We start from the raw sequence: 20497 nt of genomic DNA, 5'->3' as shown, positions 1-20497 counted from the left end.
ATCGCTAACTCACACATAACAACATGGGTCATGCCGACCGGGCGCCTGCCATACCACGACGGGCAATGCGGCATTTACGCCTTTTTCCCGGCAGGGCGGCCGACAATGACTGTCATTCAGACAATTTTCGACAACGACGAGTATCGAGCTAAGCACATATGCCTTTTACACTTGGTCAGCGCTGGATCAGCGACACAGAAAGCGAATTAGGATTGGGAACGGTAGTGGCGGTTGATGCCAGAATGGTTACCCTGCTGTTCCCAGCCAGCGGCGAGAATCGCCTCTATTCCCGCAATGATGCCCCCATCACCCGGGTCATGTTCAATCCGGGCGATACCGTCACCAGCCATGAGGGTTGGCAGATGCAGGTCGACGAAGTCATCGACGAAAACGGTCTGCGCACGTATATCGGCCTGCGGCTCGACGATGAAACGCCCGCCCTGCTGCGCGAAGTGTTTCTGGACAGCAAACTGACTTTCAATAAGCCGCAGGATCGCCTGTTCGCCGGCCAGCTTGACCGGATGGATCGCTTTGCTCTGCGCTATCGCGCCCGTCAGCACCTGCACGCTCAGGCCCTGCAGCCGTGGAACGGTTTGCGCGGGATGCGCGCCAGCCTGATCCCCCACCAGCTGTATGTCGCGCACGAAGTCGGCCAGCGCCACGCGCCGCGCGTTCTGCTGGCGGATGAAGTGGGTCTGGGAAAAACCATCGAAGCCGGATGATCATCCATCAACAGCTGCTGTCAGGCCGTGCCGAGCGCGTGCTGATCGTGGTGCCGGAAACCTTGCAGCACCAGTGCTGGTGGAAATGCTGCGCCGCTTCAACCTGCTGTTCTCACTGTTCGACGACGAACGCTACGCCGAAGCACTGCTGGATAGCAGCAACCCGTTCGAAACCGAACAGCTGATTATCTGTTCGCTGAGTTTTGTCCAGCGCAACCCGAAACGTTTTGAACAGCTGGCCAACGCCAACTGGGATCTGCTGGTGGTCGACGAAGCGCATCACCTCACCTGGAGCGAAGCCGAGCCGAGCCCGCAGTATCAGGCTATCGAGCGACTGGCGAGTGTCACCCCGGCGGTGCTGCTGTTGACCGCGACCCCGGAACAGCTGGGTCAGGAAAGTCACTTCGCCCGCCTGCGTCTGTTGGATCCGAACCGCTTCCACGACTACGCCGAATTTGTGGCCGAGCAGCAGCGCTATCAGCCGGTGGCCGATGCGGTGACCCAGCTGCTGACCGGCGACGAGGCCAGCCCGGAGGATCTTCAGGCGCTGACGTCGCTGCTGGGCGGACAGGACATCAGCGAGCTGCTGCAAGCCATCAACGCCTCGGACGAGGATGCAGCGCGTTCAGCACGCGAAGAACTCATCACCCTGCTGATGGACCGCCACGGCACCAGCCGCGTGCTGTTCCGTAACACCCGTCAGGGCGTGCAGGGCTTCCCGGAACGTCAGCTACAGACCATCCCGCTGCCGCTGCCTTCTCAGTATCAGACGGCGATCAAGGTTTCCGGCATCATGTCCGGCGCCAAAACCTCCGAGAAGCGCGCTCAGGACATGCTGTATCCCGAGCAAATTTATCAGCAGTTCGAAGATGAAAACGCCACTTGGTGGAGCTTCGATCCGCGCGTAGAGTGGCTGCTCGACTACCTGACCAGCCATCGCGATGAGAAGGTGCTGGTGATCTGCGCCAAAGCCGCCTCGGCGCTGCAGTTGGAACAGGCGCTGCGCACGCGGGAAGCCATCCGCGCCGCGGTATTCCATGAAGGTTTGTCGATTCTGGAACGCGACCGCGCCGCCGCCTACTTTGCCTCGGAAGAGGAAGGCGCTCAGGTGCTGATCTGCTCCGAAATCGGCTCCGAAGGCCGCAACTTCCAGTTCGCCAGCCATCTGGTGATGTTTGACCTGCCGTTCAACCCTGACCTGCTGGAGCAGCGCATCGGGCGTCTGGATCGTATCGGTCAGGAGAATGACATCCAGATTCTGGTGCCTTATTTGGAACAGACCGCGCAGGCGCTGCTGGTCCGTTGGTATCACGAAGGTCTGGACGCATTCGAACATACCTGCCCGACCGGCCGCTCGATTTACGACAGCCATTACGATCGTCTGATCGGTCTGCTCGCTCATCCGGAAGAGCAGGACGGCGTCGACGACTTTATTCGCGAATGCCGTGAACAGCACGATGCGCTGAAAGCCCAGTTGGAACAGGGTCGCGACCGCCTGCTGGAAATGCATTCCAACGGCGGCGAACAGGCGAAAAAGCTGTCCACCGATATCGCCGCGCAGGACGACGACGTCACGCTGGTCAACTTTGCGCTCAACCTGTTCGACATCATCGGCATCCATCAGGAAGATCGCAGCGACAACCTGATCGTATTGCGTCCGTCGGAACATATGCTGGTGCCGGACTTCCCCGGTTTGTCTCAGGACGGCTGTACGATCACCTTTGATCGCGAGCAGGCGTTGTCCCGCGAGGATGCGCAGTTCATCAGTTGGGAGCACCCGCTCATCCGTAACGGACTGGATCTGATCCTGTCCGGCGATACCGGCAGCTGCGCCGTATCGCTGCTGAAAAACAAAGCGCTGCCGGTCGGCACGCTGCTGGCGGAACTGGTGTATGTGGTAGAGGCGCAGGCGCCGAAAAAACTGCAGCTCACCCGTTTCCTGCCGCCGACGCCGGTACGCATCCTGCTGGATCGCAAAGGCACCGATCTGGCCGCGCAGGTGGAGTTCGAAAGCTTCAACCGCCAGCTGGCCGCGGTCAACCGCCACACCGCCAGCAAACTGGTGAACGCCGTCCAACCTGACGTGCATGACATGCTGCAAAAAGCGGAGCCGCTGGTCGCCGAACAGGCCCGGAAGGTGATTGCGACGGCCACCCAGTTCGCCGATAAAGCGCTGCGGCACGAGCTGGAACGCCTCACGGCGCTCAAAGCGGTCAACCCCAACATCCGCGAAGATGAGCTACAGGCGCTGGAAACCCAGCGGGAACAGGTGCTGCTGAATCTCGAACAGGCAAACTGGCGTCTGGACGCCATCCGTCTGGTCGTGGTTTCACACCAATAACAGCGGCATGATGGCGCTTATCACTCACGCGGCAGGGGTTCCCCCTTGCCGCCCGCTCGGAGCCAGTCATGGAACCCTATAACCCGCCGCAAGAACCCTGGTTACAGGTGCTGTATCAGGATGACCATCTGATGGTGGTCAACAAACCCAGCGGCCTGCTGTCCGTTCCCGGCCGCGCGCCGGAAAATCGCGATAGCATCATGAGTCGGATTCAGGCGGAACATCCGTCGGCTGAATCCGTTCATCGCCTGGATATGGCGACCAGCGGGGTCATTGCCGTTGCCCTGACCAAAGCGGCCGAGCGTGAGCTCAAACGCCAGTTCCGCGAACGAGAGCCGAAAAAGAGCTACATCGCCCGAGTTTGGGGGCATATGGCGCAGGACGAGGGGATGGTCGATTTACCGCTGATTTGCGACTGGCCCAACCGCCCCAAGCAAAAAGTCTGCTTCACCGAGGGCAAGTCTGCGCAGACCCTGTGGGAGGTGCTGTCTCGCGACGACGACGGCACGACCCGGGTGAAACTGATGCCGATCACCGGCCGCTCCCATCAGCTGAGGGTGCACATGCTGGCTATCGAACACCCGATTCTGGGGGATGGTTTCTACGCACCGCCCGCCGCACGGGCGATGGCATCGCGTTTGCAATTGCACGCGCAGGAGCTGTTTATCACTCATCCGGCATCGCATGAGCCGATGCATTTTCGCTGCGAACCGGATTTTTGACGAAGTGTTCGAAGTGTGAGTAGCAACAGGAGAGAGGGCGTCGACGAAGACGAGGGGCGAGGAAACGTTAACGCGTAAACTTGTGAACCTTGAGGAATTCGTAGGCCGCCTGAATGTCCTGCGCTTTGCGCTTCGACAGTTCGATCATCCGAGGCGACAGCCCCTTCCCCACCACCTTGTCCGGATGATGTTCGCTCATCAGCTTGCGATAAGCCCGCTTCACCGTCGCCGCATCATCATGGGAACGTACCCCCAGTGTCCGGCAGGCGCTCTCCACGGTCGGCCCACGCGGATATGTCGGCGGCCGCTGATACTGAGAGCGTCCATCGTATGACTGCCCCCGACGCTGATGCGCATTACCGCCCTGCTGGGACCAACCCCCCGTGCCGTGCCGAGACTGCGCATGTGATTGTTGCGTCGTGCGTTCCATCGTGCGCAGGAAAAGCTCGAATTGCGCCCGCGTCACGCCCAGCTCATCGGCGAAAACATACAGCAGCCGACGCTCGTTGGGATGCAGCGCGCCGTCGATGAAGGCGACCTGCAGTTGAATTTCCAAAAACAGGCGAACCATATCAAAACGGCCAATGCAGACATCGCGCAGTTTCCGCAGCTTGCCGCGCACTGGGAACTGACGAGACTTGCCTTCGCGGAATGCCTGTTGAGCCGCGTTGCGCGCTTCGCCACGCAACTCCAGCCGGTCCATAACGTGGGTCGCGGCGACAATATCCGCCTCCGTCACCCGGCCTTTCGATTTGGTGAGATGGCCCATCGCCTGAAACGTGGTGATGTAAAACAAGGCCTGCCGAGAGGAGTGTGCGGAAAAAGCCGTGCGTCGACGCGACGAACGGGCTTTGTCAAATAAATGACCCACCAACAGCCCGATAATCACTGCACTGACGCCACCGCTGGACGCTGCGCCCATCGCTAGCCCCAGCAACTTTCCCCAATAGCGCATATACTCCTCAAATCCTCATGCCGTCGGCTAAAAATTGCTTTATCATACCCGTCATTTATCTTTGCTCCTAACGGCAGCGCGTAGAAAACGGCGGGGATTTAGCACTGGCACTGCGCCAGCGCGTGATATAGTCTCTGACGGTTTGCCGGCATGATGCCCTTGATGACGGAACACCTGATACCGCGTATGAAAAAAAGTTTCCCAACTCTGCTGGCCTCGTTAGTGTGGTCAGCGCTCTACAGCCAGCAAGCCATGGCGGACCTCGCCTCTCAGTGTATGCTCGGCGTACCGACGTATAATCGTCCGCTGGTGACCGGCGATACCGGCCAGTTGCCCGTTCACATTCAGGCAGATCACTCCCAGGCGAACTACCCCGATAACGCCGTATTCACAGGCAATGTGAATATTGAGCAAGGCAATCGGGTCATGACCGCGAAGGAAGTCGAGCTGAATCAGTTACAGCAGGCGGGTAAAACTGACCCGACCCGCACGGTAACCGCCACTGGCGATGTTCATTACGATGACAACCAGGTGATCCTGAAAGGGCCTAAAGCCTGGTCTAACCTGAACACCAAAGACACCGACGTCTACGAAGGCGACTACCAGATGGTCGGACGTCAAGGCCGCGGCGATGCCAACAAGATGAAGCTGCGCGACGACAACCGTTACACCATTCTGGAAAACGGCACCTTCACGTCCTGCCTGCCGGGTGATGACAGCTGGAGCGTCGTGGGTTCAGAAGTCATCCATGACCGGCAAGAAGAAGTGGCCGAAATTTGGAACGCGCGATTCCGCATCGCCGGCGTCCCGATTTTTTACAGCCCGTATCTTCAGCTCCCCGTAGGCGACCGCCGCCGCTCCGGTTTTCTGATCCCGAACGCCAAGTATGGCAAAAACAACGGCTTTGAGCTGATTACGCCGTACTACTGGAACATCGCTCCAAACTTCGACGCCACCATTACGCCACACCTGCAAACCAAGCGTGGACTGCAATGGGAAAACGAATTTCGTTACCTGACCCGCGCAGGCGCCGGTGTGTTCGAGCTGGACTGGCTGCCGAACGATAAACAGTACGACAAACAGATCAAAGCGGGCACCTATGAGGCAGACAGCAACACCACCCGCTGGCTGACGTACTGGCAACACAGTGGTGTATTCAATCAGGTTTGGCGTTTCAACGTCGACTACACCAAGGTCAGCGACCCGTACTATTTCACGGATTTAGAGTCCAAATACGGCTCTACCACCGATGGCTACGCGACCCAGAAGTTCAGCGCTGCCTACGCCGACCGCAACTTCGACGCCACGCTGTCGACGCGCAGCTATCAGATATTCAGCAGAACCCCGGATGTCTACCGCGCGCAGCCGCAGCTCGACATGAATTACTACCGCAACGATATCGGTCCAATCGACATGCACCTGTACGGGCAGGCGGTGAAATTTACCAACGTCAACCCGGATATGCCGACGGCGACCCGCCTGCACGCCGAGCCGACCTTTAATCTGCCGCTGTCCAACGGCTGGGCGAGCCTGAATACCGAAGCCAAACTGATGGCGACCCACTATCAGCAGACCAACCTGTCCAACTACAACAGCGCTAACCCGAACAACCAACTGGATGACTCGGTCAACCGAGTATTGCCGCAGTACAAAATGGACGGAAAGCTGGTCTTTGAACGGGATATGGATTGGGCGAAGGGCTACACCCAGACGCTGGAACCGCGGGCGATGTACCTCTACGTGCCGTACCGCGACCAAAGCCGCATAAAGAGCTATGACTCGACTCTGCTGCAGAGCGACTATGCCGGTTTGTTCCGCGACCGCACCTATGGCGGCCTGGACCGTATCGCCTCCGCTAACCAGGTGGCGAGCGGGGTCACTACCCGCCTGTACGACGACGCGCTGGTGGAACGCTTCAACGCCTCCCTCGGTCAGATTTACTACTTCGAGCGTCCGCGTACCGGCAACACCGACTCGTCGCTCGACAACAACTACCACAACGGCAGCCTGACCTGGGCCGGCGATACCTACTGGAAGATCGCCGATAGCTGGGCCATCCGCGGCGGCGCGCAGTACGACGCGCGCGTGGATAACTTCACGGTCGGCGACGCCGTGCTGGAATACCGCGGCGGCGGCGAACGGATGCTGCAGTTGAACTACCGCTACGCCAGCGCGGAGTACATCCAGTCCATGCTAAACAGCAGCAGCGCCCTTCCGGCCTACCAGCAGGGGATCTCTCAGGTGGGGATGACCGGCAGCTGGCCGCTGTCCGAGCGCTGGGCCGTCGTCGGCGCGTACTACTACGACACCAAGATGAACCAGCCGGCCGATCAGCTGATTGGTCTGCAGTATTCCACCTGTTGCTGGGCGGTGAATGTCGGCTACGAAAGAAAGATCACCACCTGGAACACTGCCTCCAACAGCAGCGTCTACGACAACAAAGTGGGCGTGTCGTTTGAACTGCGCGGTCTGAGCAGTAACTACAGTTTGGGCACGGACAAAATGCTCGCTAACGGTATTTTGCCGTACCAACGCTCTTTCTAATGGTGTACCGCCGGGAACTCTGGCCGCAATAAGCGTCTAATACCGGTAGCAAATCAACATTTAACCCGCCTTCGGGCGGATGACATTTAATGGGAAAGGTATGAACAACTGGAAAGCACTGATTCTGGGACTGACGCTGAGCGTCTCGACAGCGTTTGCCGCGCCGCAGGTCGTTGATAAAGTCGCCGCGGTGGTGGATAACGGCGTCGTGCTGGAAAGTGATGTCAATGGATTACTGCAATCGGTCAAGCTGAACGCACAGGGCGCCGGTCAGCAATTGCCCGATGACGCCACCCTGCGCCATCAGATCCTCGATCGCCTGATCGTCGACAGCATCGTGCTGCAAATGGCCCAAAAGATGGGCGTTCAGATCACCGATGAGCAGCTGGATCGCGCCATCAGCGGCATCGCGGCGCAGAACCGCATGACGGTCGCTCAGATGCGCGGCCGACTGGCGCAGGAAGGCATCAGCTACGACACCTACCGCAGTCAGATCCGCAAAGACATGACCATCGCCGAAGTGCGCAATAACGAAGTGCGTCGTCGCATCACCATCCTCCCGCAGGAAGTCGATGCGCTGGCCAAGCAGGTTTCCAATCAGAATACCGGCGATACCGAAGTCAATCTGAGCCACATCTTGCTGCCGCTGTCGGAAAACCCGACGCAGCAGGAAGTCGATCAGGCTGAAGATCTGGCGAAACGTCTGGTGAAAGAGGCGAATCAAGGCGCGGACTTCGGCAAGCTCGCCATCACCTACTCCGCCGATCAACAGGCGTTGAAAGGCGGTCAGATGGGCTGGGGCAAACTGCAAGAACTGCCAACGCTGTTCGCAGAAAGCCTGGTGCAGGCACAGAAAGGCCAGATCGTCGGCCCGATCCGTTCCGGCGTCGGCTTCCACATTCTGCGCGTCAATGACATCCGCGGCGAAGACAAAACGGTATCCGTCACGGAAATGCACGCCCGCCACATCCTGCTCAGACCGTCGGTCATGATGACGGACGATCAGGCCCGCGCCAAACTGCTGGACGTCGCTCAGCAGATCAAGAGCGGCAGCACCAGCTTCGCCGCGCAGGCGCGTCAGCTGTCGCAGGATCCGGGTTCCGCCAATCAGGGCGGCGATCTGGGTTGGTCCTCTCCGGACGTCTACGATCCGGTATTCCGCGACGCGCTGCTGAAACTGCATAAAGGCGAAATGAGCCCGCCGGTTCACTCCTCCTTTGGCTGGCATCTGATCCAGCTGATGGACACCCGTCAGGTCGATAAAACCGACGCGGCGCAAAAAGAGCGCGCTTACCGTATGCTGTTTAACCGTAAATTCGCGGAAGAAGCGCAGACCTGGATGCAGGAAAAACGCGCTGCCGCCTACGTTAAAGTCATGGATGGACAAAGTAACTAATGTCGAGTGAACTCAGCATTCCACGCATCGTGATCACGCCCGGCGACCCCGCCGGGATTGGTCCCGATCTGATCGTCTCGCTGGCCCAACAGGCATGGCCGGTCGAGCTGGTGGTCTGCGCCGATCCCGCGCTGCTCGAGAGCCGGGCGCGGACGCTGAATATCCCGCTGACGGTGCGGGAGTATCTTCCTGCTCAGCCCGCGCAACCTCAACAGGCCGGTACGCTGACCGTCCTCCCGGTCAAACTTGCGGCGACCGTCGTTCCCGGCCAGTTAAACGTTGAGAACAGTCGCTACGTCGTCGAGACGCTGACGCAGGCCTGCGACGGCTGCCTGCGGGGCGAATTTGCCGCGCTAGTCACCGGTCCGGTCCACAAAGGCATCATCAACGAAGCGGGCGTGCCGTTCACCGGGCATACCGAATTCTTTGCCGAACGCAGCCATTGCGAACGGGTCGTCATGATGCTGGCGACCGAGGAGCTGCGCGTCGCGCTGGCGACAACGCATCTGCCGCTGAGAGACGTGGCCGACGCCGTTGACCGCCAATGTCTGCACGAAGTCATCACCATTCTCGATCACGATTTGCGGACCAAGTTCGGTATTGCGAACCCGTCGATCTACGTGTGCGGCCTGAACCCCCACGCGGGCGAAGGCGGCCACATGGGTCGGGAAGAGCTGGACGTTATCATTCCGGCGCTTGATGAGCTGCGGGCGAAAGGCATTCAGCTGGTCGGCCCGCTGCCGGCAGATACCTTGTTCCAACCCAAATATTTACAGCCGGCGGATGCCGTGCTGGCGATGTATCACGACCAGGGATTGCCGGTTCTGAAGTATCTGGGCTTCGGCCGGGCAGTCAACATCACGCTGGGTCTACCGTTTATCCGTACCTCGGTCGACCACGGCACGGCGCTGGAGCTGGCCGCCACTGGCCAGGCCGATCCCGGCAGCTTCAGCACCGCCCTAACTCTTGCTATTAAAATGATTGCTAATCGTAATGAATAATCGAGTACACCAAGGCCACTTCGCCCGTAAGCGTTTCGGGCAAAACTTTTTACACGATCACTTTGTGATCGACAGCATTGTCTCTGCCATTCACCCGCTGCCGGATCAGGCGCTGGTGGAAATCGGCCCTGGCCTGGGTGCTCTGACCGCGCCGGTGGGAGAACGACTGAATCACTTTACCGTCGTCGAGCTGGACCGCGATCTGGCCGCACGGCTGGAAGTCCACCCCACGTTGAAAGATAAGCTCACTATCATTCAGCAGGATGCCATGAAAGTGGACTTCGCCGAGTTGGCGCAGCAAATCGGCCAGCCTCTGCGGGTCTTTGGCAACCTGCCGTATAATATTTCCACACCATTGATGTTTCATCTGTTCAGCTATACTCAGGCTATCCGCGACATGCACTTTATGTTGCAGAAAGAGGTAGTCAACCGGTTGGTGGCAGGGCCGAACAGTAAAGCCTATGGCCGTTTGAGCGTGATGGCGCAATACTACTGTCAGGTTATCCCGGTACTCGAAGTTCCTCCCACCGCGTTCAGACCTGCGCCGAAAGTCGAGTCGGCGGTCGTGCGGCTGGTGCCTCACACGACGTCGCCTTATCCTCAGGTCGACACCCGCGTGCTGAGCAGGATCACCACTGAAGCCTTCAATCAGCGCCGTAAAACGCTGCGCAACAGTTTGGGCAACCTGTTCACGCAAGAGCAGTTGGCGGAACAGGGCATCAATGCCAACGATCGCGCGGAAAACGTGACCGTAGAGCAGTATTGCAAGCTCGCTAACTGGCTTAGCAATCATCCTACGGCGCAGGAATAAACTGGAGTTGTCGTCATGATCAACGCGCCCCGAGTTTGCATACAGGTTCAGAGTTTCTACGTAGAAGCACAGTCTGCGCCGGAAGAAGATCGCTACGTCTTTGCTTACACCATCACGATCCGCAATCTGGGACGCCACGACGTCAAACTGATGAGCCGTTACTGGCTCATCACCAACAGCAACGGGCGTCAGACTGAAGTTCAGGGCGAAGGCGTCATCGGCGTTCAGCCCGTCATTCATCCCGGCAGTGAATTCCAATACACCAGCGGCGCCATTCTCGAAACGCCGTTGGGAACGATGGAAGGCCACTACCAGATGCTCGACCATCAGGGTGAGACTTTCCAGGAATCTATCCCGGTATTCCGTCTGGCAATCCCTTCACTGATACACTAATTATGGCTACCTATCTTGTTGGCGACGTTCACGGCTGTTTCGTTGAACTGGAAGCGCTATTGGCGCAAGTTTCTTTCGATCCCGCGCGGGATACGCTGTGGCTGACCGGCGACCTCGTCGCCCGCGGCCCCGATTCATTGCGGGTGCTGCGTTTCGTACGTTCGCTAGGCTCCTCGGTGCGCATGGTTTTAGGCAATCACGACCTGCATCTGCTGGCGGTTTACGCCGGCATCAGCCGTCCCAAAACCAAAGACCGGCTGGAAGCGTTGCTCGCCGCGCCGGATATCGACGATCTCATCAACTGGCTGCGTCGTCAGCCGGTGCTGCAGGTCGATGAAGATCTCAAGCTGGTGATGGCCCACGCCGGGATCACGCCGCAGTGGGATCTGGACACGGCGCAGATGTGCGCGCACGAAGTCGAGTCCATCCTGAGCAGCGACAGCTATCCGTTGTTTCTGGATGCGATGTACGGCGACATGCCGAATAACTGGCTGCCGGAGCTTAGCGGACTGCCGCGCCTGCGCTTCAGCACCAATGTCTTCACCCGCATGCGCTACTGCTTTAACGGCGGACAGCTGGATATGATGTGCAAAACGCCGCCGGCGCAGGCACCTTCCCTGCTTAAACCGTGGTTCAATTTACCTGGACCGGTGCCGAGCGAATACGCCATCGCCTTCGGGCACTGGGCATCGCTGGAAGGCAAAGGCACGCCGGAAGGCATTTTCGCGCTGGATACCGGCTGCTGCTGGGGCGGCTCGCTAACGCTGCTTCACTGGGAAACGCAGCGCTATTACCGCCAGCCGTCTCAGTTCGTTCGGCGGGATGACAACGCGCCAAACGCCGAGTAACGAGCCAAAGTCTAAGCGGCGCTCATCGTTAACGATGACTGCTGAAAAGTAAAAAGAGATGCCATTCGGCATCTCTTTTTTTGCTCACGTGAGAGCGCGTTTCAATGCTCCCAGGTCATCATTAAGCAGACTATCGTTGACCTCAACGTTCGAATCATGGTCCTACGCGCCAATCACGCCGCCGTCCCGCCGCGTCACCATCACTACCGAAGAGCGGGGCCGCACGCTGTTGTGCGGGAAGTGCGAATCGCCCTCTTCGCCCGGATGCTGCACATTGACGAACATCGTTCGATAATCCTGCGTGAAGGTGATACCGGTTAATTCGCAGGATTTCGGTCCCACCATGAAACGTTTGATTTCACCGCTGAGAGGATCGCCCGCCAACATCTGATTATTGCCCTGCCCAACGAACTCACCCGTGTTGCTGTAATTGCCGTCCGTCAAAATCCACAGCCGCCCTTCCCTGTCGAATCCCAGCCCATCTGGACTATTAAAGGTATTCTCCGCCGTGATGTTAGGCGTCCCGCGATTGACGCCTTCCGGGTGCGCGATCGGGTTGCCGCACAGCGCATACATATCCCACTCGAATGCTCTGGCCGTGGCGTCGCCGTGTTCGTCCCAGCGAATAATCTGTCCATAGATGTTCTTCGGACGCGGGTTGGCGGGATTTACCGGCATGCCAGTCTCACCACGCTTACTGTTGTTAGTCAGCGTGCAGTAAGCACGACCATCGTGCGGATTAACCGCGATCCACTCGGGACGATCCATGCGGGTCGCGCCCACCTGCGATGCCGCTTTACGAGCGAAGGTCACGACTTCCGCCTGACTGTGAAAACCATTGTCCGGCGTCAGTCCGTTCTCTCCGAACGTCAACGCAATCCAACGCCCTGTCCCTTTCAGCGGCGTGCCTGCCGCATCGCCGTCAAACTGGGCCACATACAGCGTGCCTTCATCCAGCAGGCGATGGTTGTTCGCCGGATTGACGTGATCCACCTTCGCATGGGACACATATTTGTAGATGAATTCGCCGCGCTCATCGTCCCCCATATACACCACCAGCCGCCCATCCTGCGCCACGGTGACCGCCGCATTTTCATGTTTAAAGCGCCCCAGCGCCGTACGCTTGATGGGCGTCGACGTCGGATCCAACGGATCAATCTCCACAATCCAGCCGTGTCGGTTGAACTCATTTGGATGACGGCTCACGTCGAAGCGTTCGTCGAAGTCGACCCAGTTACGCTCCGGCTCGTTCACCTCCAGCGTATAGCGCTCCTGATCCGGCGTCGTGCGATAGTTGGCGTCACGCGTACCAAAATAGGTATCGAAGTTTTCTTCACAGGTGAGGTAGGTGCCCCACGGCGTTTTGCCGTTAGCGCAGTTGCCGAACGTACCCAGCACGCGGGTACCGGTCGGATCCGCCGCGGTTTGCAGTAAGGCGTGACCGGCGGCCGGCCCGCTGAACGTCATGGGCGTGGTCGCGGTGATGCGGCGGTTGTAGCGCGACGGGCGCATGACCTGCCAGCTTACGGAGTCGCCGACGCGCTGCACGGCGACGATAGAAACCCCGTGCGCGGCCTGAGATTTGCGCACATCTTCGAGACTGGCGGCCTTCTTGCCGCCGTGGGCAAAAAGGTAGGGTTCATTGACGTATTCGTTGTTGATCGCCATGACGCCGTGGCGTTCGTCTATCGGAAAGAAACTCATGCCGTCATTGTTATCCCCGAATTGCAGGGCTTGCTCCGCCGCGGTGTTACGCCCATGAGGATCGAACGCCGCCGCGCCATCCACCAGCGGATCGCCCCACGAAATCAGCACCTCGGCACGATAGCCCGGCGGGACGATCACCTCATCCGCGGCGGAAGCCGCTATCCCTTTAAAACCGAGTAACGCACTGCCCGATGGCGTACTCTGCGCACGGACGCCGAACGACAAAACGCCGCCACCCAGAAAACTGGCCATTCCCAACGCCCCTGCTCCGCCAAACACCAGTCGGCGGCGACCTGCATCAACCTGATTTTCGGCCTTCACGTTATCCACATTGCTCGTCATCGTTCTATTTCCTCATTTCGGATAGGCGAGCCGCACGGCGAACGTACGGCATGAAAACGGACTTACGGTAGCGGATAAAGATAGGTGAATAATATTACCGAAAAGTGACATTCATCTGAGTGTAAGAAATCTGACCACGGGCGGCATGAGAGGCATGATTCGGGAGATAAAAAAACCCGCCGACAGGCGGGTTTGAGAAGATGGGGGGTTAGCGACGTTCCAGTATTTCGAAGCAGTAGTGATGAGAGTTACGTTCATCCGCTTCGTGAAACTCGCTGAACGTGGAGCGCCACTCATCCGGCTCATAGTCCGGGAAGTGAGTGTCTCCTTCGACCTCGGCATCAATGTGCGTCAGATAAAGCCGTTGCGCCAGAGGCAACATCTGTCGGTAGATACTGCCCCCGCCGATGACCATGATCTCTTCGACATCGCCCGCCTCCGCCAGTGCGGCCTCCGGTGACGTCACCCAAATTACGCGGTCATCGTCGCCCGGCTGACTGCTGATCACGATATTACGCCGTCCCGGCAGCGGCTGACCGATGGAGCGGAACGTGTTGCGTCCCATCACAATCGGCTTATCGAGCGTATTACGCTTGAACCACGCCAGATCGGCAGGGAGATGCCAGGGCATGGCATTTTCCATCCCAATAACCCGATCCACCGCCATCGCCGCAATCAAACTAATAACCATGGTAGAACCCTGTAGGCAAAAAAATTGTTGCCACTATACGGAAAGCCGGTTCGGGCGTCGATAAATGAACGGTATCCAAATTTGTTCTCAGAGGTCTCTGATTTGTCATACCCCCGGACGCCGGTGATAAACCCACAATCCGGGCAGCGACAGTCCAATGGAGAGCGCGCCGACAATGAAGCTGGCCTTGAGAAATTGGGTAATCAACTGCTGCATCAACGCTTCGCTGTAGCCCTGATGCGACAGCTCCACCACCGAGATCATCGCGGTATAGGCGGAGATGCCGGGGAACATCGGGATCACCGCCGCAACGGTAAACACTTTGGGGTGCGCCAGCAGCCAGCGCGACCAGTGAATCCCCAGCGCACCAATCAGAATCGCGGCCAGCATGGAAGCCCATTCGATATGCAGGCCGAAATGGATCATCAGAAAGCGGGAGCCATGTCCCAGCGCCCCGAGCGCGGCGCAATAGTGCAGCGCCCTGACCGGTACGTTGAACACGATGGCGAAACCGAGCGCCGGCACGGCGGCCAGCGCCATATCCTGCAACAGTAACCAGAGAAGATCTAGGCCCATCCGCGTAGCCCCCATATCGCCATTGCCGACACCACGCCGATGCAGGTGGAGAGCGTCAACAAACTGGCGATCGCCCAGCGCGCCAGCCCGGTATTGACGTGTCCTTTAAACATATCAGCCACCGCGTTAATCAAAGGGAAGCCAGGCACCAACAGCAGCACGCTGGCCGCCATCGCCACCGTGGCGGAGTTCTCCAGGCCCGGTACGCGCATCAGCAAACCGGAGGCAGAGGTGGCAACAAAGGCGGTGATGCAGAAGTTGATCAGCGGATTAAAACTGCGGGCTGTCAGCAGTTGGCGCACATACATCGCAAGCCCGCTGGCGAGCAGCGCGATGAGGAATGCATCCCAGCCGCCGCCGTTCAATCGGCTGAAACAGCCGCAAGAGAGCGCGACGATGCTCACGACAATCCAGCGCGGATAGCGCAGCGGCTTGATGTTATTGAGCCGTTTCGCCACCTCCTCAACGCCCAGCAGATGATGTTCAGCCATAATCACGACATGCTGCACCTCCGTGACGACGTGCATATTGATGCCGCGATCTTCGTTTCTGCGCGTGGTCGTCAAACAGTGTCCATTGACGATGGTGCTCAGCACCACGGCGTTAGCGGAAATGGAACTCTCCACGCTATCGACGCCCAGCGCTTTTCCCAGACGCGACGGTAGCTGCTCGACGACCGTACTTTCCGCGCCGTGCTGTAGCAGCATCAGCGCACATTGAATACACAACCGGGTGATGTCCCGTTGGGCGATATCTGAACTGATCATGTTGATGCTCCGACCCGACCTCAAAAGTCCCGAGAATTCACGCTGACGCACGTCACCCAGGCAGCGACAGTCACTCACGGCTTTCGGCCTATGGGCTAAAGCCACAGCGTGATTTGACAACATTATGCACGGATTTGACGCAATGGCTTTGATGACGATAGGGATTATGGCAGCTAATCAGGGAGATGAAACGGAGGAAGCGTAAAGCAGGATCGGCGTAAATCTGGCGTGACAATCAGGGCGGCGGTGCGTGATGACCTGACTTCAATGAAACAGCGTGGAACGGCGCATCGCCGCGCCACGCACCAAAACAGCTTGAAGACTACAGCGTGCCGGTGCCGCCGTCCGCACACCATACCTGACCGGACGTATAACTGGCTTCCGCCGACGCCAGCGTGACATACAGCGGCGCGATTTCCACCGGCTGACCGGGACGCCCCATCGGCGAACTCGCGGCAAACTGCTGCACCATCTCCATCGGCTGACCGCCGCTGGACTGTAGCGCCGTCCAGTAAGGTCCCGGCGCGACCGCATTCACGCGAATCCCTTTGCCGGTGACCTGCTTCGCCAGCGCCTTGGTGAACGCCACATTACAGGCTTTGGTCTGCGCGTAATCCAGCAGAATGGCGCTGGGGTTGAAGGCCTGCACCGAGGTCGTGTTGATGATCGCCGAGCCGGGTTTCATGTGTTGCAACGCGGCTTTGCTGATCCAGAACGGCGCATAGACATTGGTTTTGAACGTGGCGTCGAACGCTTCGGTCGTCAGCTGTGCGATGGATTCTACGTACTGCTGGCGTCCGGCGTTGTTGACCAGAATATCCAGTCCGCCCAGCTTATGTACCGCTTCGTCCACCAGCTTATGGCAGAACGCTTCGTCGCGAATATCGCCCGGTATCGCCACCGCCGTGCGCCCTTCGGCGCGAATCAGCTCAATGACTTCTTTCGCGTCAGACTCTTCTTCCGGCAGATAGTTGATCGCGACATCGGCCCCTTCTCGCGCATAGGCGATCGCCACCGCGCGGCCAATACCGGAATCGCCGCCGGTCACCAACGCTTTGCGGCCCTGCAGGCGACCTGTTCCGCGATAGCTTTTCTCGCCATGATCCGGCAGCGGCTGCATTTTACTTGCCAGCCCCGGCGGGGTTTGCGGCTGACTGGGAAACGGAGGCTGGGGATAAGCGTCGACCGGATTTTTGCCGGTCAAAGCGGAATGTGAGGACTGACCTTCTTTCTCATGCGAAGCCATACTTATCTCCTGATAAAGGATGTTCAGACGGATAAAAAATGCTCATCCGCACACGTTTGGGTCACCCTTTAAGCGTAGACGCTAAATGCGTCTTTTTCAGGAAAAGGAGTCATTTATGCTGCCAAATAGAGATTCAACACAATGAAATATCAATAAAAAAACGGGCCGATCGGCCCGTCATCTACGCCCCGTATAGCGAGCGTTATTGGCTGATTTTCGCGTGCATTTCCTGCACGGAAGTCACCTGTTCCGTCGGATCGGCATTCAGCGACATCGCGGTAGCAAATCCTCCGTTCATAGTGGTGTCGTAGTGCACTTTGTACTGCAGCGCGCTGCGACGGATCAGCTTGGAGTCCTCAATCGCCTGACGACCCGCCGTCGTATTCACGATATAAGCGTACTCGCCGTTCTTGATGCGATCCTGAATGTGCGGACGGCCTTCGTGCACCTTGTTGACCAGACGCGGATTGATACCCGCCTCACCCAGCACCACCGCGGTGCCGTGAGTCGCATCCAGCTCAAACCCATGCTTCAGCAGCTTGGCCGCCAGATCTACAACGCGTCCTTTGTCGCCTTCACGTACCGACAGCAGCGCCCGGCCATTTTTCTTCATGGCGGAGCTACTGCCCAGCATGGCTTTGGCGAACGCTTCCGCAAACGTGCGGCCTACGCCCATGACTTCGCCGGTCGAACGCATTTCCGGCCCCAAAATAGGGTCGACGCCCGGGAATTTATTAAACGGCAACACCACTTCTTTGACCGAGTAATAAGGCGGAATCACTTCTTGGGTGACGCCCTGCTCGGCCAGCGTTTTGCCCGCCATGACGCGCGCCGCCACTTTCGCCAACGGCACGCCGGTCGCCTTGGAGACGAATGGCACGGTACGCGCCGCACGCGGGTTCACCTCAATCAGATACACTTCGTTGTTCTTGACCGCGAACTGCACGTTCATCAACCCGCGTACCGCCAGTTCGAACGCCAGTTTTTCGACCTGCTGACGCATCACATCCTGAATCTCTTTGCTCAGGGTGTACGCCGGCAGCGAACACGCGGAGTCGCCGGAGTGAACCCCAGCCTGCTCGATGTGTTCCATGATGCCGCCGATCAACACCTGTTCGCCGTCGCAGATGGCGTCCACATCCACTTCCACTGCGTCGTCCAGGAAGCGGTCCAGCAGTACCGGCGCATCGTTGGAGACGCTGACCGCCGTCTGGAAGTAACGGCGCAGGTCCGTTTCGTCGTAGACGATTTCCATCGCACGACCACCCAGAACATACGAAGGACGCACTACCAACGGATAACCGAGGCCCGCCGCTTTTTCTACCGCCTGGTCGATGGCGACAACCGTGGCGTTCGCAGGCTGTTTCAGGCCCAGACGGTCAACCGCCTGCTGGAAACGTTCGCGGTCTTCCGCACGGTCAATAGCATCCGGACTGGTGCCAATCACCGGTACGCCGGCCGCTTCCAGCTCACGCGCCAGCTTCAGCGGCGTCTGGCCGCCGTACTGGACGATCACGCCCTTCGGTTTTTCGATGCGGACGATTTCCAGTACGTCTTCCAGCGTGACCGGCTCGAAGTAGAGACGATCGGAAGTGTCATAGTCTGTAGAGACGGTTTCCGGGTTGCAGTTGACCATGATGGTTTCGTAGCCGTCTTCCCGCAGCGCCAGCGAGGCATGTACGCAGCAGTAGTCGAACTCGATACCCTGACCGATACGGTTCGGCCCGCCGCCCAGCACCATGATTTTATCGCGGTCGGTGTTCGGGTTGGCTTCGCACTCGTCTTCATAAGTCGAGTACAGATAAGCCGTATCCGTCGAGAATTCGGCGGCGCAGGTATCCACGCGTTTGTAGACCGGGTGCAGGTTGTACTTGTCGCGCAGCTTACGAATTTCGCCTTCAGAGACGCCCGCCAGCGTCGCCAGACGCGCATCGGCAAAGCCTTTACGCTTCAGCATCCGCAGGAACTCCGGCGTCAGGCTGTTCGCCCCTTCTTCCGCCACCTGCTCTTCCAAACGCACCAGCTCTTCAATCTGTACCAGGAACCAGCGATCGATATTGGTCAGGTTGAAAACGCCGTCTACCGACATCCCGGCGCGGAAAGCATCGGCCAGATACCAGATGCGATCGCCGCCCGCGTCTTTCAGCTCGCGGCGAATGGTGGTCAGCGCCTCGGGATCGTCCAGATCCACTTTCGGGTCAAACCCGGTCGCGCCCACTTCCAGTCCGCGCAACGCTTTTTGCAGCGACTCCTGCTGCGTGCGGCCAATCGCCATCACTTCGCCCACCGACTTCATCTGCGTCGTCAGGCGATCGTTCGAGCCCGCGAATTTTTCGAAGTTGAAGCGCGGGATCTTGGTGACGACATAGTCGATAGACGGTTCGAACGACGCCGGCGTCCGCCCGCCGGTGATATCGTTCATCAGTTCGTCCAGCGTGTAGCCCACCGCCAGCTTTGCGGCGATTTTCGCGATCGGGAAACCGGTGGCTTTAGAGGCCAGCGCCGATGAACGGGAGACGCGCGGGTTCATCTCAATGACGATGAGACGGCCATTTTTCGGGTTAACCGAGAACTGCACGTTGGAGCCGCCGGTTTCAACGCCGATTTCACGCAGCACCGCCATCGAAGCGTTACGCATGATCTGGTATTCCTTGTCCGTCAGCGTTTGTGCCGGAGCCACGGTGATGGAGTCACCGGTGTGGATCCCCATCGCGTCGAGGTTCTCGATAGAGCAGACGATGATGCAGTTATCATTCTTGTCCCGCACCACTTCCATCTCATACTCTTTCCAGCCAATCAGCGACTCATCAATCAGCAGCTCATTGGTCGGAGAAAGGTCCAGACCGCGAGTACAGATCTCTTCGAACTCTTCGCGGTTGTAGGCGATGCCGCCGCCAGTGCCGCCCATCGTAAAGGACGGACGGATAATGCAGGGGAAGCCCACGTCAGCCGCCACGGCCAGCGCTTCTTCCATCGTATGCGCAATGCCGGAGCGGGCGGTATCCAGCCCGATTTTCTTCATGGCGATATCGAAACGACGACGATCTTCCGCTTTGTCGATGGCATCGGCGGTCGCGCCGATCATCGTGACGCCGAACTCTTCCAGTACGCCGCGACGCTCCAGCTCCAGCGCGCAGTTCAACGCCGTCTGCCCGCCCATCGTCGGCAGCACCGCATCCGGACGCTCTTTATCGATGATTTTGCGCACCACTTCCCAGTGAATCGGCTCGATGTAGGTGGCGTCGGCCATCTCCGGGTCAGTCATGATCGTCGCCGGGTTGGAGTTCACCAGAATGACGCGGTAGCCCTCTTCACGCAGCGCCTTACATGCCTGCGCCCCAGAGTAGTCGAACTCGCACGCCTGACCGATGACGATCGGGCCGGCGCCCAGAATGAGGATACTTTTTATGTCGGTACGTTTTGGCATTTCTCGCT

General features: G+C 58.7%; 14 protein-coding genes and 1 pseudogene. 8 read left to right on the top strand and 7 right to left on the bottom strand.

Annotated features, from left to right (window positions below; genetic code table 11):
* Nucleotides 1-158: 158 nt before the first annotated feature.
* Nucleotides 159-3063 (top strand): annotated as a pseudogene (gene rapA / locus AU509_RS08030) (RNA polymerase-associated protein RapA).
* A gap of 68 nt (nucleotides 3064-3131) precedes the next feature.
* Nucleotides 3132-3785, top strand: coding sequence for a bifunctional tRNA pseudouridine(32) synthase/23S rRNA pseudouridine(746) synthase RluA (gene rluA / locus AU509_RS08025; RefSeq protein WP_094118094.1), 654 nt, complete (start codon nucleotides 3132-3134; stop codon nucleotides 3783-3785).
* Between the two features lie 67 nt (nucleotides 3786-3852).
* Here rluA and djlA read toward each other — a convergent pair whose 3' ends face one another.
* Nucleotides 3853-4740: a co-chaperone DjlA gene (djlA, locus tag AU509_RS08020; protein WP_094118093.1), complete on the bottom strand. Its 888-nt coding sequence runs from the start codon at nucleotides 4738-4740 to the stop codon at nucleotides 3853-3855.
* Between the two features lie 150 nt (nucleotides 4741-4890).
* Here djlA and lptD point away from each other — a divergent pair, with 150 nt between their 5' ends.
* The 6 genes from lptD to apaH all read left to right on the top strand — a co-directional run bounded on the left by lptD (nucleotide 4891) and on the right by apaH (nucleotide 11733).
* Nucleotides 4891-7284 carry an LPS assembly protein LptD gene (lptD, locus tag AU509_RS08015; protein WP_176223465.1) on the top strand — a complete coding sequence of 798 codons (2394 nt, stop codon included), beginning with the start codon at nucleotides 4891-4893 and terminating at the stop codon, nucleotides 7282-7284.
* A 100-nt stretch (nucleotides 7285-7384) separates the two neighbouring features.
* Entirely contained in the window at nucleotides 7385-8680 is a 1296-nt protein-coding gene (gene surA / locus AU509_RS08010; RefSeq protein WP_085651808.1) for a peptidylprolyl isomerase SurA, read from the top strand.
* Nucleotides 8680-9681, top strand: coding sequence for a 4-hydroxythreonine-4-phosphate dehydrogenase PdxA (gene pdxA, locus AU509_RS08005; protein WP_094118092.1), 1002 nt, complete (start codon nucleotides 8680-8682; stop codon nucleotides 9679-9681). Before surA ends, pdxA begins: the two co-directional genes overlap by 1 nt.
* Nucleotides 9674-10492 (top strand): 16S rRNA (adenine(1518)-N(6)/adenine(1519)-N(6))-dimethyltransferase RsmA, encoded by an 819-nt coding sequence (gene rsmA / locus AU509_RS08000; protein ID WP_094108419.1) that lies wholly within the window; start codon nucleotides 9674-9676, stop codon nucleotides 10490-10492. The genes pdxA and rsmA overlap by 8 nt, the downstream gene beginning before the upstream one ends.
* A 15-nt stretch (nucleotides 10493-10507) precedes the next feature.
* Nucleotides 10508-10885 (top strand): Co2+/Mg2+ efflux protein ApaG, encoded by a 378-nt coding sequence (apaG, locus tag AU509_RS07995; RefSeq protein ID WP_026739075.1) that lies wholly within the window; start codon nucleotides 10508-10510, stop codon nucleotides 10883-10885.
* A gap of 2 nt (nucleotides 10886-10887) precedes the next feature.
* Nucleotides 10888-11733: a bis(5'-nucleosyl)-tetraphosphatase (symmetrical) ApaH gene (apaH, locus tag AU509_RS07990; RefSeq protein ID WP_094118091.1), complete on the top strand. Its 846-nt coding sequence runs from the start codon at nucleotides 10888-10890 to the stop codon at nucleotides 11731-11733.
* 162 nt (nucleotides 11734-11895) lie between these two features.
* Here apaH and AU509_RS07985 read toward each other — a convergent pair whose 3' ends face one another.
* The 6 genes from AU509_RS07985 to carB form a co-directional block, all read right to left on the bottom strand.
* Complete coding sequence (locus tag AU509_RS07985; protein ID WP_094118090.1) at nucleotides 11896-13782, bottom strand: PhoX family protein; 1887 nt, start codon at nucleotides 13780-13782, stop codon at nucleotides 11896-11898.
* A gap of 208 nt (nucleotides 13783-13990) precedes the next feature.
* Nucleotides 13991-14473 carry a type 3 dihydrofolate reductase gene (gene folA, locus AU509_RS07980; protein WP_094118089.1) on the bottom strand — a complete coding sequence of 161 codons (483 nt, stop codon included), beginning with the start codon at nucleotides 14471-14473 and terminating at the stop codon, nucleotides 13991-13993.
* A 105-nt stretch (nucleotides 14474-14578) separates the two neighbouring features.
* Nucleotides 14579-15049: a threonine/serine exporter gene (locus tag AU509_RS07975; protein ID WP_085651801.1), complete on the bottom strand. Its 471-nt coding sequence runs from the start codon at nucleotides 15047-15049 to the stop codon at nucleotides 14579-14581.
* A complete protein-coding gene (locus tag AU509_RS07970) occupies nucleotides 15040-15816 on the bottom strand; it encodes a threonine/serine exporter family protein (protein WP_085651800.1) in 777 nt (258 codons plus the stop codon). Before AU509_RS07970 ends, AU509_RS07975 begins: the two co-directional genes overlap by 10 nt.
* A 322-nt stretch (nucleotides 15817-16138) precedes the next feature.
* On the bottom strand, nucleotides 16139-17062 hold the full coding sequence (locus AU509_RS07965) for an SDR family oxidoreductase (protein WP_085651799.1): 924 nt from the start codon (nucleotides 17060-17062) through the stop codon (nucleotides 16139-16141).
* Between the two features lie 202 nt (nucleotides 17063-17264).
* Nucleotides 17265-20489, bottom strand: coding sequence for a carbamoyl-phosphate synthase large subunit (carB, locus tag AU509_RS07960; protein WP_094118088.1), 3225 nt, complete (start codon nucleotides 20487-20489; stop codon nucleotides 17265-17267).
* Nucleotides 20490-20497: the final 8 nt, after the last annotated feature.

This window comes from Lonsdalea britannica (assembly GCF_002111595.1).
Classification (GTDB): domain Bacteria; phylum Pseudomonadota; class Gammaproteobacteria; order Enterobacterales; family Enterobacteriaceae; genus Lonsdalea; species Lonsdalea britannica.
This window is presented reverse-complemented; position numbering and strand designations above follow the sequence as displayed.

What these genes read in the sequence shown, in the direction of transcription:
- rluA (WP_094118094.1), top strand. Translation starts at nt 3,132, where the DNA reads ATGGAACCCTATAACCCGCCGCAAGAACCCTGGTTACAGGTGCTGTAT.
- djlA (WP_094118093.1), bottom strand. Translation starts at nt 4,740, where the DNA reads ATGCGCTATTGGGGAAAGTTGCTGGGGCTAGCGATGGGCGCAGCGTCC.
- lptD (WP_176223465.1), top strand. Translation starts at nt 4,891, where the DNA reads ATGATGCCCTTGATGACGGAACACCTGATACCGCGTATGAAAAAAAGT.
- surA (WP_085651808.1), top strand. Translation starts at nt 7,385, where the DNA reads ATGAACAACTGGAAAGCACTGATTCTGGGACTGACGCTGAGCGTCTCG.
- pdxA (WP_094118092.1), top strand. Translation starts at nt 8,680, where the DNA reads ATGTCGAGTGAACTCAGCATTCCACGCATCGTGATCACGCCCGGCGAC.
- rsmA (WP_094108419.1), top strand. Translation starts at nt 9,674, where the DNA reads ATGAATAATCGAGTACACCAAGGCCACTTCGCCCGTAAGCGTTTCGGG.
- apaG (WP_026739075.1), top strand. Translation starts at nt 10,508, where the DNA reads ATGATCAACGCGCCCCGAGTTTGCATACAGGTTCAGAGTTTCTACGTA.
- apaH (WP_094118091.1), top strand. Translation starts at nt 10,888, where the DNA reads ATGGCTACCTATCTTGTTGGCGACGTTCACGGCTGTTTCGTTGAACTG.
- AU509_RS07985 (WP_094118090.1), bottom strand. Translation starts at nt 13,782, where the DNA reads ATGACGAGCAATGTGGATAACGTGAAGGCCGAAAATCAGGTTGATGCA.
- folA (WP_094118089.1), bottom strand. Translation starts at nt 14,473, where the DNA reads ATGGTTATTAGTTTGATTGCGGCGATGGCGGTGGATCGGGTTATTGGG.
- AU509_RS07975 (WP_085651801.1), bottom strand. Translation starts at nt 15,049, where the DNA reads ATGGGCCTAGATCTTCTCTGGTTACTGTTGCAGGATATGGCGCTGGCC.
- AU509_RS07970 (WP_085651800.1), bottom strand. Translation starts at nt 15,816, where the DNA reads ATGATCAGTTCAGATATCGCCCAACGGGACATCACCCGGTTGTGTATT.
- AU509_RS07965 (WP_085651799.1), bottom strand. Translation starts at nt 17,062, where the DNA reads ATGGCTTCGCATGAGAAAGAAGGTCAGTCCTCACATTCCGCTTTGACC.
- carB (WP_094118088.1), bottom strand. Translation starts at nt 20,489, where the DNA reads ATGCCAAAACGTACCGACATAAAAAGTATCCTCATTCTGGGCGCCGGC.